General features: G+C 68.6%; 11 protein-coding genes. 4 read left to right on the top strand and 7 right to left on the bottom strand.

What is annotated here, in order from left to right; genetic code table 11:
* Window positions 1-6 precede the first annotated feature (6 nt).
* The 3 genes from OD750_RS18585 to OD750_RS18575 all read right to left on the bottom strand — a co-directional run bounded on the left by OD750_RS18585 (window position 7) and on the right by OD750_RS18575 (window position 3,631).
* Window positions 7-1,620: a DUF11 domain-containing protein gene (locus OD750_RS18585; protein WP_263542226.1), complete on the bottom strand. Its 1,614-nt coding sequence runs from the start codon at window positions 1,618-1,620 to the stop codon at window positions 7-9.
* Between the two features lie 295 nt (window positions 1,621-1,915).
* Window positions 1,916-3,160 carry a beta-ketoacyl-ACP synthase II gene (gene fabF, locus OD750_RS18580; RefSeq protein ID WP_263542227.1) on the bottom strand — a complete coding sequence of 415 codons (1,245 nt, stop codon included), beginning with the start codon at window positions 3,158-3,160 and terminating at the stop codon, window positions 1,916-1,918.
* Window positions 3,161-3,181: 21 nt separating this feature from the next.
* On the bottom strand, window positions 3,182-3,631 hold the full coding sequence (locus OD750_RS18575) for a PaaI family thioesterase (RefSeq protein WP_263542228.1): 450 nt from the start codon (window positions 3,629-3,631) through the stop codon (window positions 3,182-3,184).
* Between the two features lie 118 nt (window positions 3,632-3,749).
* Between OD750_RS18575 and OD750_RS18570 the strand changes: the two genes are divergently transcribed.
* Both OD750_RS18570 and OD750_RS18565 read left to right on the top strand, forming a co-directional pair.
* Complete coding sequence (locus OD750_RS18570) at window positions 3,750-4,595, top strand: helix-turn-helix transcriptional regulator (RefSeq protein WP_263542229.1); 846 nt, start codon at window positions 3,750-3,752, stop codon at window positions 4,593-4,595.
* Window positions 4,596-4,714: 119 nt separating this feature from the next.
* A complete protein-coding gene (locus tag OD750_RS18565; RefSeq protein WP_263542230.1) occupies window positions 4,715-5,557 on the top strand; it encodes an N-acyl homoserine lactonase family protein in 843 nt (280 codons plus the stop codon).
* A 58-nt stretch (window positions 5,558-5,615) separates the two neighbouring features.
* On the opposite strand, the gene OD750_RS18560 is transcribed toward OD750_RS18565, so the two are convergent.
* Window positions 5,616-7,571 (bottom strand): lamin tail domain-containing protein, encoded by a 1,956-nt coding sequence (locus OD750_RS18560; RefSeq protein WP_263542231.1) that lies wholly within the window; start codon window positions 7,569-7,571, stop codon window positions 5,616-5,618.
* Window positions 7,572-7,585: 14 nt separating this feature from the next.
* Window positions 7,586-8,212: a hypothetical protein gene (locus OD750_RS18555; protein ID WP_263542232.1), complete on the bottom strand. Its 627-nt coding sequence runs from the start codon at window positions 8,210-8,212 to the stop codon at window positions 7,586-7,588.
* Between the two features lie 407 nt (window positions 8,213-8,619).
* On the opposite strand from OD750_RS18555, the gene OD750_RS18550 reads away from it, so the two are divergent.
* Window positions 8,620-9,774 (top strand): patatin-like phospholipase family protein, encoded by a 1,155-nt coding sequence (locus OD750_RS18550; RefSeq protein WP_263542233.1) that lies wholly within the window; start codon window positions 8,620-8,622, stop codon window positions 9,772-9,774.
* Between the two features lie 25 nt (window positions 9,775-9,799).
* The gene (locus tag OD750_RS18545; protein ID WP_263542234.1) at window positions 9,800-10,582 is read left to right on the top strand and encodes a 3-hydroxybutyrate dehydrogenase; all 783 of its coding nucleotides are present in this window, start codon (window positions 9,800-9,802) and stop codon (window positions 10,580-10,582) included.
* A gap of 1,451 nt (window positions 10,583-12,033) precedes the next feature.
* Here the strand turns inward: OD750_RS18545 and OD750_RS18540 are convergent.
* Both OD750_RS18540 and OD750_RS18535 read right to left on the bottom strand, forming a co-directional pair.
* Window positions 12,034-13,605 (bottom strand): endonuclease/exonuclease/phosphatase family protein, encoded by a 1,572-nt coding sequence (locus OD750_RS18540; protein ID WP_263542235.1) that lies wholly within the window; start codon window positions 13,603-13,605, stop codon window positions 12,034-12,036.
* Window positions 13,606-13,625: 20 nt separating this feature from the next.
* Window positions 13,626-15,740 carry a phosphocholine-specific phospholipase C gene (locus tag OD750_RS18535; protein ID WP_263542236.1) on the bottom strand — a complete coding sequence of 705 codons (2,115 nt, stop codon included), beginning with the start codon at window positions 15,738-15,740 and terminating at the stop codon, window positions 13,626-13,628.
* Window positions 15,741-15,864: the final 124 nt, after the last annotated feature.

Genomic DNA, 15,864 nt, shown 5'->3' with positions numbered 1-15,864 from the left:
CGATCGCTACGGCGTCGCGCCCTCGAACCCGTCGAGGTAGACGCTGTCGCCGCGACCGCAGACCGCCGGCGCGACGAGTTGCACGTCGTCGACGAAGAACGACGTCGCGCCGCCCGCCGCCCGCTGCTCGCCATGCAACTCGACGACATGGTTCGCGTCGTCGGCGAACGCCGATACGTCGACCGTCTGCTGTGTGTACGCGGTGCCGCCGCACAGCGTGGCGTCGCTCGCGTCGACGCGCCAGCGCTCGACGCCGTCGACGGTGAGCGCGAGAAAGTCCGACGCGCTGCCGCTGCAGCTCGGCACGCGCAGCCGGAACGCGAGCGCCGTCGCGCCGGCCGGAATCGCGACCGTCTGCCGGACCGTGCCGATTTCGGGCAACGCCGCATCGCCCGGCATGACCGGATCGACGCCGCCGAACCACGCCCACCAGTCGCCGTCCCAGGCGTTGAGCGTCGGTACGTCGGTGCAGCGACCGACCGCGCAGAACACGTGGCCGAAGTTCGTCGACGTCGACGTCCACGCGCCGCCGCCGGCCGGTCCGGACGCTTCGTAGCCCGGATCGACGACGCGGTTCGCATCGCCTTCCTGCGCGACCGCGACGTTGTTCTGCGGCTGCGGGTCGGCGATGTCGCCGGCGATGCCCGCGGTCGTGCTGACCGAACGGCACTGGCCCGACTGCGCCATGCGCACCGTGACGTTGCAGCGCGCGTGCGCATCGACGCCGAGCGCGCCGGCGTTCCAGCGCCAGCCCTCGCCGCTCGGCACGCCGCCGCAGTCGTCCGACACGTAGCTCAGGCCCGACGACAGCACCGCGTTCACGAAGACGTTCGTCTGCGCGCTAGGCCCGCGGTTGACCGCGTCGAACGCGAGCACGTACGGCTGGTCGGCCGACATGCCGTTCGGAAACGTCGCGGTCAGCGCCAGATCGCTTTCGAGACGGTTGAACGCGAGCACGGCCGAACACAGGCCGCCGGTCTCGAGATTCTCGGCGTCGCCGACGCACACCTTCCACGTGCCCGCGCCGTTCGCGCCGTTGAACGTCGACAGACCGCCCGGCGCCGCCGCGCCCGCCGCCGGTACGAACGCGCAGTTCGGATCGTCGCGACACACGACCTGGGCGTCGCGCAAGCCCGCGCCCATCGCTTCGGCCGACGGTCCGGCCGCGTCGTCGGCGAAGCTGACCGGCGAGGTCTGCGTCAATCCGGCCGGAGCGCCGCAGCAGCCCGAGCCGTCGTCGGCGCTTTCCGGCATGCCCGGCCGGCTCATCACCGTCACCGCACGATTGCCCGGGTCGACGACCTTGACCACGAGGTCGCCGGCGAAGCGATGCCGCAGCGCCAGGTGCAGCTTGACGTGCTCGACCGTCGCGTTCACGCCGGGCACGTCGACGCACGTCATCGAGCCGAGGCTGCCGTCGTAGCCGTCGTCCGGTATCGTCGCGCAGGTCATCCCTTCCGCATCGGCGGGCGCCGCACCGCGCACGGGCGGCGTCGTCGACACGCGGCGCACGGCGGACTCGGCGAGCGCCGCGCCCGCCATGCCTATCAAACACGCGCAGAGCGCCGCATCGCGCATCCGCCGCACCGTTCCCCGTTGCATACCGTCGCTGGCTTTCATCGTCGTCTCCCACCGATCCCGGTCGGTAGGGGTCGTTCAAGGCCGATGCCAGCGAACGAAACGACAACAGCAATTGTTCATTTTCTTAACGAGCGGCCCGGGAAGCGGGCTCTGCGCGACAACGCCGGCCATCGTCGCCGTTCGTCGCGCATCGGCAACGGTTGCGCAACGGCACAGTTCGGCAGGGAGGCGACGCCGTCGCCGCGCCCTGCATGAGCGGCGAGCGCGACCGCGCCGCGATTTGCAATGCGCGGCGTGAACGCGCGACGACGCGCCGGCGCGGACGGCGCCGCGCTCAGACCTTCTTGAACGCGAGCGTGCCGTTCGTGCCACCGAAACCGAACGAGTTCGAGATCGCCGCGACGAGCTTCGCGTCGCGCGCGACCCGCGGCACGAAGTCGAGATCGCAGCCCTCGCCCGGCACGTGCAGGTTCGCGGTCGGCGGTATCACGCCGTAATGCAGCGCCAGCACGCTGTAGATCGCCTCGACCGCGCCGGCCGCGCCGAGCAGATGCCCGGTCGTCGACTTCGTCGAACTCACCGCGAGGCGCCGCGCGTGTTCGCCGAACGCGGCGTAGATCGCCTGCACTTCGGCGCGGTCGCCCAGTTCCGTCGACGTCGCGTGTGCGTTGACGTAGCCGACGTCGGCGGGATTCAGGCCCGCGTCGGCGAGCGCGTTGCGCATGCTGCGGCGCGCGCCGTCGCCGCTCGGTTCGGGCGCGGTCACGTGGTAGGCGTCGCTCGACATGCCGAAGCCGGCGAGTTCGGCGTAGATCTTCGCGCCGCGCGCCTTCGCGTGCTCGTACTCCTCGAGCACCAGCGCGCCGGCGCCGTCGGACAGCACGAAGCCGTCGCGTTCGGCGTCCCACGGCCGGCTCGCCTCGCCGGGCGCGTCGTTGCGCGTGGACATCGCGCGCGCCGAGCAGAAGCCGGCGATCGCGGTGCCGGTCGTCGAGTGTTCCGATCCGCCGGCGATCATCACGTCGGCGTCGCCGTGCTGGATCGTGCGCAGCGCGAGGCCGATGCTGTGCGTCGCGGTGCTGCACGCGGTGGTCGTACACAGGTTCGGGCCTTCGAGCCCGAGCCCGATCGACAGGAAGCCCGACGCCATGTTGATCATGCTGCCCGGCAGGAAGAACGGCGAGATGCGGCGCGGACCGCGCTCGGCGAGCAGCAGCGACGTCGTTTCCATCGTGCCGATGCCGCCGATGCCCGAGCCGATCGCCACGCCGATGCGCGCGGCGTTTTCCGGCGTGACCGCGAGGCCGGCGTCGTCGAACGCCTGGCGTCCGGCCGCGACGCCGTAGTGGATGAAAGGATCGGTGAAACGCACTTCTTTCGCCGACATGTAGCGCGTCGCGTCGAAGTCGCGCACCTGCCCCGCGATCTTCGTCGCGTAGGCGGCGGTGTCGAAATGCGTGATCGGTCCGATGCCGCTGACGGCGTCGCGCACGTTGCGCCACGCGGTGTCGACGTCGTTGCCGACGGGACTGACCGTGCCGAGCCCGGTGACGACGACGCGACGTTTTGCATTGTCCACAAGTAAAACCCTCGATAGTACTTAGCGTTCGAACACGAGCAGCGTCGACGTCGCCGACGCGTACAGCCTGCCCTCGCGGTCGACGATCCGCCCTTCGGCGAACGCCGCGCGGCGGCCGATGCTGACGATGCGGCCTTCCGCACGCAAGAGGCCCGTGTCGGCGAGGATCGCCTTGTGATACGCGATCTTCAGTTCCAGCGTCGTATACGCCTGCGTCGCCGTGAGCTTCGAATGCACCGCGCAGCCGCAGGCCGAATCGAGCAGCGTCGCGGCGTAGCCGCCGTGCACGGTGCCGATCGGATTGTACGCGTGCTCGCCGGGCACGCCCTCGAACACCGCGAAGCCCGCGTCGATCTCCACGAGATTGAAATCGAGCGACACCGCGATGCCGGGCCGCCGGCCCGACGCGATCAGCGCGCGCAGCTGCGCAAGACCGTCCAGGCCCGCGCCGATATCGTTGACGAGACTCATGCGTGACGCTCCGTTTCGACAAACAATCCGGCGATTGTGCCTGCGCGAGCGCAGCGGTGCGACGTGCGAGAAGCGACAGGCGGCGGAAGTCGCATCGGCGGCGCGGCGATGCCGCGCTATGCTTGCCCTCATGCTCGATCCGACGAAAGACCTCGCACCGCTCATCGCGCAACTCGCCGAACTGGCGCGTCCCGATCTCGAACAACCGCTGCTGTACATCCGCGCGACGCACGCCTATCTCGTCAAGTCGATCGCCGTCGACCAGCCGATGCTGGCCGTGCCGCTGCAAGGCCACAAGCGCCTGCGCGCCGAGTCGGACTGGACGCTCGTGCACACCGGCGACATGGCGCTCCTGCCGACCGGCTGCCGCTTCGACACCGAAAACGTGCCGCCCGATGCCGAACGGCCGTATCTGGCGGTCGCGATGCTGTTCCCGGTCGACGTGCTGGAAGCGGCGCGGCGCCTGCTGCCCGAGCCGCCGCTCGCGCCGAGCCGTGCGGCGGCCGTGCTCGCGGTGCGCGACTATGCCGACGAACTCCTCGCATGGCGCGACGCGGTCGAGCGCGGCGACCCGCTCGGCGTGCGCTATGCGCTCGTCGGCGTCGTGCTGGCGCTGTCGCGGCGCGGTCATTCGGCGCTACTGCATCCGCCGGCGCCGACGCTCGCGCAGCGCATCCGCGCGATGGTCGATGCGCATCCGGCGCGCGACTGGACGTCGTCGCAGCTGGAGACCGACCTCGGCGTCAGCGGCGCGACGCTGCGCCGCCGGCTGGCCGACGAAGGCGCGTCGCTGCGCGACATCGTCGCCGACGCGCGCCTCGCGCACGCGCTGAACCTCTTGATCACGACGCCGTTGCCGGTGAAAAGCGTCGCGGGGCGCGTGGGCTACGCGTCGGCGTCGACGTTCGCCAGGCGCTTCGCCGATCGCTACGGCATCGAGCCGTCGCGCATCAGCCAGCCGTAGATGTTCGACGCGCAATCGTTCCAGGCGCGTTCGTCCGACGCGTGATCGTTTCGCGTTCGAGATCGAGCGTTGCGCGCGCCCCGCCAGCGTAGCATCGCGCTTCCCAACCGGAGAACACCATGATCGCCAACACCCTGCGCGGCGCCGTCGCCGCGGCTGTGCTCTTCACCGGCGCGTCGCTCGCGCACGCCGCTGCGAAACCCGACGTGCGCCTTTACGCGCTCGACTGCGGCACGGTGCAGTTCAAGGATTTCGGCATCTTCGCCGACACCGGCGAATACGACGGCAAGCCCGCGACGCTCGCGGCTTCCTGTTTCGTCGTGAAACATCCGAACGGCATACTCGTCTGGGATACGGGCCTCGGCGACAAGCTCGCGGACAAGCCCGCCGAGAGCCCCAGCGGCATTCGCCTGTCGATCTCGAAGACGATGGCGGACCAGCTCGCCGAAATCAAGATTTCTCCGGCCGATGTGAACTTTATCGCTTTCTCGCATTTTCACTTCGATCACCTGGGCAACGCGGGCCTGTTCGGCGCGGCGACGTGGCTCGTGAATTCGAAGGAAACGCACTGGGCCGAGCAGACGCCGCCGCCGTTCGGCGTCGATCCGTCGACGCTGGCCGCCTACAAGACCGCGAAGACCAAACCGGTCGACGGCGATTACGACGTGTTCGGCGACGGCAGCGTGAAGATCCTGAAGACGCCGGGTCACACGCCGGGCCATCAGGTGCTGATGCTGACGCTCGCGAAAAGCGGCACGGTGATCCTCGCGGGCGACCTGTGGCACACGCGCGAGAACCGCGCGCAGCGCCGCCTGCCGTCGTTCAACGACAGCCGCGCCGACACGCTCGCGTCGATGGACCGCGTCGAGGCGATCGCGAAGCGCACGAAGGCGCGCGTCGTGATCCAGCACGATCCGGCCGACTTCAAGGCGCTGCCGGCGTTTCCCGCGTATCTCGACTGAAAAATCCAAAAAAAACGGCGCCGCGGGAAATCCGCGGCGCCGGTCCGGGATCGACCCGTTACTGCGGCGGAACGGTCAGCGCTTCGACCGCGACGTGGAAGCGCGGCGAGCCTTCGACCATCACGCCGAGGTTGAACTCGACGACCGTGCTCGCGCCGTTGGCGAGCGGCGCCGTCGTCGTGACGACGCCTTCGGCGAGCGACGTGTTCAGACCGCCGCCGTCGGCCTGCGCGGCCGGCGTCTGCACCGTGAGCGCCTGTCCCGTAACCGAGGTCGTGTCGGTCAGCGTGATCGTCTGCGTCGGCGAATTGAGCACGCGGTAGTCGCCCTGCGGCGACGCCGCGCCGCCGGTCAGCGTCGGAATCTTGCTCACGCGGTAGCGCAACGCGACCACCGGCAGGCCGGTGTTGTTGGTGAACATGCGGCGGATCTTCAGCGTGCCGAGATTGCCGTTCGTCACCGGCGTCGGGTCGCGCACCTGGTTCGGCGCGCTCGTCGACGGTTGCAGCGGATCGATGATCGCCATCGCGAAGTCGCCCGTGTGCACGATCGGCGCGCTCGTCGTCGTGTACGCCGTCATCGTCGGGCCGCGCTGCGGACCCGGCGCGCCGAGCGTCGACGCCACGCCGTCGATCGTCGCGCCGGTCGTCGACACGAGCTGGAAGTCGGCCGCGTTGTCGCCGGTATCCTGCAGACGGTTGCCCGACGGCTTGCGGATCCAGGAATGCTGGCCCGCCGTGACGATGCCGGCCGCGGGCGACAGGCCCGTGCCTTCCTTGTAGTCGGCGTTCGTGACCGAGCTGTAGCCGACCGAATCGAGCCGGTTCGCCGTTACCGCCGCCGCGGTCGAGAACACCGCGATGCCGACGTCGTCCGGGAAGAAGCCGACCGTCGCCGACGCCGGATTGACCGACACGTTCGCCGATCCGCTGGCCGTGATGCCGGTGCCGGTCGGATACGTCGCGAGGCTGTACGTATTGCCGGCCGGACTCGGCGTCGTCGGCTGCGTCGAGACCAGGAAGTAGCCGCGCGGCGGCAACGCGATCGGTCCCGCGGTCGACAGCGTCTGCGGCAGCACGAGGAACGTCGTTTCGGTCGCGCCCTGCGCACCGGCGAAGCGCCAGCCGGCGCCCGTCGGGCTGGTCGGGTCGGCGCCCGGTATCGCGTCGATGATCGTGATCGAGGCATCGGTATTGTTGTAGATCTCGATGAACTCGTCGGCCGAACCGTCCGAGCCCGGCGGCGTGGTGCCGGCGCCGCGCGTGCGGAACTCGGAGATCAGGATGTCGCCCGCCGCCGGCGGCGTCGGCCGGTCGTCGAACGTGATCGTCCAGCCGCCGCTGATGCTGCCGCCGTCGAGGTTAGCGTCGTCGATGATGTAGAGATTCCACGTGCCGTTCGGCGCGTCGCCGTTGAACGCCGACAGCGTGTAGGTATACGGCGACGCCGGTGCGGGTGCCGGAAACAGGTCGGTCGTACCGCTGTTGGCCGGCCGGTACGAGCCGGTCACGAACGGTACGCCCGTGTTGCCGGTGACGGTCGACGGAATCGGCCGCGCGGCGTAGTCGTCCATCGTGACGTCGATGTTCGACACGCCGGGGCTGCCGGCGCCGAAGTCGGACATCAGCACCGATTTGCGGCCCGACGGCGATACGAGCAGGAAGTCGGTGTCGGCCGGAAACGCATGCGAGAAACCGTTGATCGTGACCGAAACGCGCTGCACGACGCCGGTGACGCCCGACACCACGATCGGCGACGGATACAGGCTCGCGGCCTGGCCCGACGCGGGACACGGATTCGGACAGTCGGTGATCGTGATGGCGGTGGCGTTGCTGAACGACACCGGCCCGCCCTGCGGACCCGGCGCCGCGCGATGCGGCGTCGTGGGATGCTGCGAGGTGCGCCAGGCGGCGACGGACGGCGTCGCCGGGTCGGCTTCGGTCACGGGTTTGGCGGCTTGCGCCGTCGACGCGGCGAGGAACGTCACCGCAGCGAAAAATATCATTGTGCGCATGTCGTCTCTCCCGGTCATTCGACGGTGAACTGCTGCAGGGACACCGGCGTGCCGGTGAACGCGATGCACCAGCCGCCGGAGATCTGTCCGGCGTCGCCGGCCGCGAAGTCGACCGCGTAGAGATTCCAGGTGCCGTTGGCGCTCGTGCCGTTGTAGACGCTGGCGAGCGTCGCCGTGCCGCCGCCGCCCGGTCCCGGGTTGCCGTACGTCACGCCCGGACCCGGCGCCGGGAAATTGTCGCCGCCGCCGTAGTAGCTGGTCGGCTTGTACGAACCGGGGGCCCAGCCGGTGAGGTCGGGCAGCTGCGCCGCCGCTGCATCGGCGAACGTGTAGCTGACGCCCGACAGCGCCGATGCGGAGTCGCCGGCGCCCGACTGCAACAGCAGCGCCGCGCCGGTCGGCCCGACGAGCACGATGCTCAGGTCGTCGGGAAACGCGTGCGTCACGCCGTTCAGACTGACCGTGACGCCCGTGATGCTGCCCGGCGCACCGACCACGGTGACGGCGGACGGATACGGACTGGCATTGGCCGCATCGTTGATCGTGATCGCCGCCGAATTACAGAACCCCGGCGTACCCGCAACCGCCGCCCCCGATGCGACGATCGCCCCCAATAAAACACTTGCTCGTGCAAAACGCATAGCTTCCTCCCCGGTTTTCGGACAAAACCCCCGATAGATACGTGAAACGACGAACAAACTCGACACGAACATACTTCAACCAATTGTATGCTGCACTCTCCGAATGTGGAAATTGCGTCAATGCCGCAAAGTCTTGCCGGCATTGTGAAAGTGCCGTGAAATTCGGTGGACCCCGAAAATTCGGGTTTAAAGGCACATGGATCGTTTCAACGTACCGCCCAGTCGGTATGCAAAGGGTGATGCTCGGGCGCGGTTCGTACGGGCATCGCGGCGGACTCGGCCATACGCGCCGGCGACCGCCGGCCGCTGTCGAGTCGTCCTTTGGTACGAGGGCGGCCCGGCAGCCGGCCCCTCGACAATGCTGCACCGCGTCACTACCCTCGCGGTCAGCGCCGAAGAACGTCCCGATGACCGCCAAGAAGCACCCCAGCATCACGCGCGACTACGACGGCATCGCCCTCGTCCTGCAGGGCGGCGGCGCGCTCGGCTCGTACCAGGCCGGCGTCTACGAGGAGCTGCACAAGACCGCCTACCAGCCGGGCTGGGTCGCCGGCGTGTCGATCGGCGCGATCAACGCGGCGCTGATCGCCGGCAACACGCCGCAGCGGCGCGTCGAGCGCCTGCGCGAGTTCTGGGATCTCGTCTCCTCGCATCTGCAGCCGCCGTCGCTGCACGCGGCGATCGGGTGGCTCGGCGAGGCGCTGGAAAAGCCGCGCCTGGCGTTCAACCAGCTGAGCGCGATGTGGTCGGCCCTCGCCGGCGTGCCGGGCTTCTACGAACCGCGCGTGCCCCCGGCGTGGCTGCGGCCCGACGGCGATCCGCGCGCGCTGTCGTTCTACGACAACGCCCCGCTCAAGCGCACGCTCGAATCGCTGGTCGACTTCGACCTCATCAACGACAAGCGCGTGCGCCTGTCGGTCGGCGCGGTGAACGTGCGTACCGGCAACTCGGAATACTTCGACAATCACCGCTGCCGCATCGGCCCCGAGCACATCCTCGCGTCGGGCGCGTTGCCGCCGGCGTTCGGCCCGGTCGAGATCGACGGCGAAGCGTACTGGGACGGCGGCATCGTCTCGAACACGCCGCTGCAGTACGTGCTCGACGCACGCGAAGGCAGGAGCCTCCTCGTGCTGCAGGTCGATCTTTTCGCCGCGCGCGGCCTCTTGCCGCGCAATCTCGCCGAAGTGGCGCAGCGGCAGAAGGACATTCTTTACTCGAGCCGCACGCGCTACAACAGCGACAAGGCGGCGCAGATCGCGAACGAGCGCCAGGCGCTGCGCGAAATCCTCGCCGGCCTGCCGGCCGCCACGCGCAAGCAGCCGGCCGTACAGGCGATGGTCGCGGCGCTCAAGAGCGCGCCGGTCGACATCGTGCAGCTGATCTACCGGCACAAGCCCTACGAGCTCGAATCGAAGGACTACGAATTTTCGCGCACGTCGGTGCGCGAGCACTGGGACGCCGGCAGGCGCGACATGTGCGACACGATCAACCACCCCGAGTGGCTCAAGTCGAGCGGACTCGACGACGGCGTCACGCAGTACGACCTGACGCGCAAGCCCTGACACCTCCCAGACAGGAAAGATCCCCATGCAACTTCGAGACAAAGTCGCTTATGTCACCGGCGCCGCGAGCGGCATCGGCAAGGCCATCGCGCTGCGCTATGCGCGCGAGGGCGCGAAGATCGCGATCGCCGATCTCAACATCGACGCGGCCGAGGCCGCCGCCGCGGAAATCCGCCATGCCGGCGGCCAGGCGATCGGCGTCGCGGTCGACGTGACGGACGAAGTGCAGGTCGACGTCTCCGTCGCCGCGACCGTGCAGGCGTTCGGCACGGTCGACATTCTCGTCTCCAACGCCGGCATCCAGATCGTGCATCCGGTGGAAGACTTCACCTACGCCGAGTGGAAGAAGCTGCTCGCGATCCATCTCGACGGCGCATTCCTGACGACGCGCGCGTGCATCAAACAGATGAAGAAGGCCGGCAACGGCGGCAGCATCATCTATATGGGATCGGTGCACTCGAAAGAAGCGTCGGTGCTCAAGGCGCCGTACGTCACGGCGAAGCACGGGCTGATCGGCCTCGCCAAGACGGTGGCGAAGGAAGGCGGCCCGCACGGCATCCGCGCGAACGTGATCTGTCCGGGCTTCGTGCGCACGCCGCTCGTCGACAAGCAGATTCCGGAACAGGCGCAGGCGCTGGGGCTGTCGGAAGCCGACGTGATCAAGAAGGTGATGCTCAAGGAAACCGTCGACGGCGAGTTCACCACCGTGGCCGACGTCGCGGAAGTCGCGCTGCTGTTCGCGGGGTTCCAGAGCAATGCGCTCACGGGGCAGTCGTTGATCGTCAGTCATGGGTGGAATATGCAGTAACTCTCCTGGTGGCGCTTCGCGCTCCTGGCTCGCGGTCTTTTGGCTGGTCATCCCGGCGAAAGCTGGGATCCAGCCTTTGATTGTCGCCTTGTAGCTTTTGCTTGGCTTTGAACAAAGCGTTTCGCTCGCTGCCGCCCGCCCTCTTGGCTCGTCACCCCAGCGAACGCCGGGGTACAGCTTTTGACTGTTGCTTTGTAGTTTTTGCCCGGCTTTGGACAAAGCGTTTCGCTCGCTGCCGCCCGCCCTCTTGGCTCGTCACCCCAGCGAACGCTGGGGTCCAGCTTTTGACTGTCGCTTTGTAGTTTTTGCCTGGCTTTGGACAAAGCGTTTCGCTCGCTGCCGCCCGCCCTCTTGGCTCGTCACCCCAGCGAACGCTGGGGTCCAGCTTTTGACTGTCTCTTTGTAGTTTTTGCCCGACTTTGGACAAAGCGTTTCGCTCGCTGCCGCCCGCCCTCTTGGCTCGTCACCCCAGCGAACGCTGGGGTCCAGCTTTTTCTTGTCGCTTTGTAGCTTTTGCTTGGCGTTGAACAAAGCGTTTCGCTCGCTGCCGCGAGCGAGCAAGGAGAGGTTGCTTGCCCAACCCCTCCCTGCACCCTCCAAGGGCACCCCGACGGCCGCGGTTTGCGGGCATCCATGCCCGCAAACTCCGCGAGATCGCTCCGGGGTTCGTTGATGGGCCATCCATGGCCCGTCAACGAACTGCGCGCATCCCTGCGCGCACCCGCTGCGCGGGCTTTTCCTCCGCAATCTCGCCGCGACCGACGGGGCCCCGGGTAGAGCGGGCGGCTTCCTGCCGCCAGAAGCAACGGCAACTGCAACGGCCAAAGCGCGGCATTTCTACAACGCCGTCATACCGGCGAAGGCCGGTATCCAGCTTTTCGGTGTCGGCGAAAACCGAGCCTAGAAGCTGGATACCGGCCTGCGCCGGTATGACAAGCGAAGAAACAGCGAAGCCGCAGCCTCCAACGTCGCCGCTCTTGTTGCCGTTGCCGTTGCCGTTGCTGTTGCTGTTGCTGTTGCCGTTGCTTCTGGCGGCAGGAAGCCGCCCGCTTTCCCCGGGGCCCCATCTGCCGCGAGCAAGTGCCCGGTGATCAGGCCCGACAGGGGACGCACACGGATGTGCGTCGTCCGCCGCGGTCCAGGATGGACCATCGGCGGACCCCGCCGGGCGCTTGCGGTCCCCGCAGGGCAGGATGCCCGGAGGGGCGCGGCAGTTGGGGTGGCCTTCTTTGGTTACTTTCTTCGGCCAGTCGAAGAAAGTGACTCGCCCGCCGGCAGGCGGGCGAAACGCTTTGTCGAAAGCCAAACAACAACGACGAAGCGACCGTCAACGTCAACAACAACATCAAAAACTGGCCCCCAGCCTCCGCCGAAGCGACAACCCTACGAACGGCGGCATGATACGGTGCACGCGAACGCCGCCGACGAACGCAGCGAACCGACCGCAGCCGCTATTCTTCCAGCCGCGCCACATCCTCGAATCCATCGACGAACACCGCATCCCCCGTCGCGACATAGTCGAACGTCGTCACCACCGCCGCGTGATCGCTCGGCCACACGTTGGCCGCCACGTTCGGATACGCCGCCGGCGTGCCGATCACGACGCTTTCTGATGCCGCCGCGCGCCAGTCGTCGCCGGCGTGGAACACATAGTCGATGCGATCCTGCGGCTCGTCCTTGCCGCTCGCGCCGCCGTGCTGCGGATAGATCGGCGACCACGTATTGCCCGCCTGCGCCGCCGCATCCGGATGCACCGCGCGGTACGTGTCGGCGAGCCCCGCATTCTCGACCGCGCGCGTCGCCGGCCACGCCACCGCGCCGGCATTGCAGTGCTGCGCGCTCGTCGCTTCCGTCCAGTCGAGGTGCGACGGCGCGTTGAAGTCGCCGGTCAGCACGACGTCGGTCAGCGCGCGGTCGGCGATCTGCGGCTGCATCGCCGCGAGCGTCGCGTCGATCGCCGCGACACGGCCGGATTCGTTTTCGCGCCGCACGAGATCGGCCGCCTGGTAGCCGCCGAAGCACGCGTCGTACGGGCCGTAGGGGCTGTACGCGAGCTGCGTCGTCCAGACGACGATTTCCTGCGGCGGCGCCTCGGCGACGCGCACGCGCACGCCGAGCGCGATCGGCCCGCCGCCGAAGTCGGCGCGCGCCTCGCCGACGATCGGATAGCGGCTGAGAATCGCGAGACCGCCGAGCGTGCGATGCGACCAGCCGAGCGCGGTCGCGAGCGCCTGCGCGGTGCCCGCATCTTCCTGGATGCCGACGACGTCGGCGTTCTGCGCGAACACGATGCGGCGCTGCTTGTCGCGCGCTGCGTCGACGCGGCTGCCGCCCTGCCACGCGTTGAAGCTCATGACGCGCAACGTGTCGACGACCGGCTCGCCGGCCGCGCGCACCCGGATCGCGAGCGATGCCGACGCGCTCGCGCCGGTGCCGTCGGACACCGTCAGCGCGAACGCGTTGTCGCCGATGTCGGCCTCGCCCGGCGTGCCCGACAGGTCGCCGTTCGCGGCGACCGCGAGCCACGCGGGTCCGCCGTTTTTCGCGTACGTCAGCGTCGCCGCGGCCGGCGCGCGCGCCGCACCGCGCACGCTGCCGGCGTAGGCGTCGCCGACGCGCGCGTTGCGTTCGGCGATCGCGCCGGCAAGAAACGCGAGGCTCGTATCGGTCTGCCGCGGCACCACGTCGAACTCGACCGGCGTCGCGGTCGAGACGTAGCCGTCGTTGAGCAGGAAATACATGACGTGACGGCCCGGCGTCAGCGTCGATGTCGCGAGCGTTTTCGTGCCGCTCGCCGTCGGCGCGTACGTCCAGACGATCGACGGTCCGACGTAGACGCCGTTCACCGGTCCGTTGCCGGGCTGGCGGTAGACGCCGAGCCAGTTCAGATCGCCCGGCTGGTCGGTCGTGTAAGTCGCGGTGATCGTGTCGCCGATCTCGTAGCTGCCGCGGTCGAGCGACAGCGTGCCGGCGTTCGCGGCGGCGGCGCAGCCGAGCGCCGCGAAAAAGCAGAGAAGTTTCATCGTGCAATCCTTGACAAAGCTCATGCGGCCTCGAAGCTGTCGACGAACAACCGGTCGCTGCGCGTGCCGATCGCCGGGTCGCTGATGCTCGCCGCGCCGTTTTCCATGTGGCCCGCGAGCCGGCGGCGCCATTGCGCGTCGGCGTTCGACGTCAGCGTGAGGTCGTACCAGCGGCCCGAGGCCGACAGGTCGACGAACGCGTCGGCGCTGCCGCCCGCGGCGAGCGCAAACGTCCGCGGCGGCGCGCTCGAATAGCGGTTCGCGGCGAGCGTCACGTCGCACGCGGCGCTGCCGGTGTTCGTCAGGCGCAGCACGAGCGCGTTCGCGATCGTGTCGTACAGCGCGACGACTTCGGGATTCGCGGTCGCCTCGACGCTGCCCCCGAACTCGCGCAGAAAACCGTTCGGCCCGTGCACGGCCAGATCGTAGACGCCGCTCGTGACGCTGCGCGCGCTCCAGTAGTCCGACAGCTCCGTCGCGGTTTCCAGCGTGTAGTACCACGGTCCGTCGGTGCGGTTCGCCGCGTAGACGTTGAGGCCGATGCCGGCCGCGCCGTCGTTGACGAAATCGAGCCAGTAGCGCCCGGTCGCGGCGTCCACGCGGCCGTTGACGGTGATCTCGTACGGCAGCGCCCGCGCCGGACGCAGACCGGCTTCCTGCGTCGGCAGCGCGGGCTCGGCCGGCGCGGTCGGTGCGCCGAGCTGGCACGACAGATCGGTGTTCGCGATGTACTGGCTCGTGTCGGGCAGGATCGGCCACGCGCCGTCGGGCGCGGCGAAGTCGAAGCAGCTCGTCAGGTCGCCCGTCACCGCGCGGCGCCACGCGCCGATGTTCGGTTCGGCGACGCCGAAACGCGCTTCGAGGAAGCGCAGCACCGAGGTGTGATCGAACACCTGCGAGTTGACGAAGCCGCCCTTGCTCCACGGCGACACGACGAGCGTCGGCACGCGGATGCCGAGACCCACCGGCACGCCGCCGTAGTTCTCGGTGTTCGTCGCGACCGTCGAGCGGCCGAGCGCCGACGTCAGCGGCGGCACGTGCGACGGGATGTGGTCGAAGAAGCCGCCGTTCTCGTCGTAGGTGATGATGAACACCGTCTTGGACCACACCGCCGGATTCGCCGCGAGCGCGGCGAGCAGCTGCGCCGACAGCGCCTCGCCGTACGACGGCGCGGCTTCGGGGTGCTCGGACATGATGTACGACGGCACGATCCACGACACCTGCGGCAAAGTACCGTTCGCGACGTCGCGCGCGAACTCGGCGACGAGATGCTCGCCGCGCGCGGTGTACGCGTTCGCCTGCGTCGAACCCGGCACGATCGCGCGCGCGCGCCGGTACAGCGGCGATGCCGGATCGAGGCCGCGGAACGCGCGGTAGTACGCGAGCGAGTTGTCGCCGTAGTTGTCGTACTCCTGGTACACGCGCCAGTTCACGCCGGCGTTCTGCAGGCGCTCGGCGTAGGTCGTCCAGTCGAACGCGTCGAACGCCGGGTTGTCGCGCGACGCGTCGCCGGTCCAGTTGCCGTCGTCGACGTTGTTGACGCAGAAGTTGCCGGAACGGTACACGCCCAGGCCGCTCGTGCCGGTGAACAAATGCATGCGGTTCGGGTTCGTCGGCCCGTGCACGGAGCAGAAATACGCGTCGCACACGGTGAACGCGTCGGCGAGCGCGTAATAGAACTCGAGGTCGCGGCGCGTGAAGTGCCCCATGCACATCGCGCCCTTCTCGCGCACCCAGCGGTCGAAGCCGCGCCAGCGGTCGTGCGTGCCCTTCCAGCTGTGGTCGATGTCGTGCATGCACTGCGCGCCGGTCGATTCGGTATCGAGCCGGAACGGCATGACGTAGCCCGACGACGCTTTGGGCTGCTGCCACACGCTGGCACCGCCCGGCAGCGCGATCGGACGCGGATCGTCGAAGCCGCGAACGCCGCGCAGCGTGCCGAAGTAGTGATCGAACGAGCGGTTTTCCTGCATCAGGATGACGACGTGCTCGACGTCGGCGATCGTGCCGGTGACGCGCGCGGCGGGCACCGCGAGCGCGTCGCGGATGACGCCGGGCAGGATGCTGCCGACGCCGGCGGCGCCGGCGGTAGCGGCCAGCGCGCGCAGAAAGTCGCGACGGGAAGTGGCGGTCATGCGTACGGTCCTTGTCGACGTCTCGAACGGACGTCGGAAGGCGCGCACGGTAGGCGGCGATTGTGACCGTGTCGTTTAGCGCAGTCGCGAGTTGCGTTGCAGTGTTGAAACGCGTCTCATTGTT

The organism is Tahibacter soli (genome assembly GCF_025717065.2).
GTDB lineage: Bacteria > Pseudomonadota > Gammaproteobacteria > Xanthomonadales > Rhodanobacteraceae > Tahibacter > Tahibacter soli.
The sequence above is the reverse complement of the archived record's forward strand: the minus strand, read 5'-3'. Positions and strand labels throughout refer to the sequence as shown.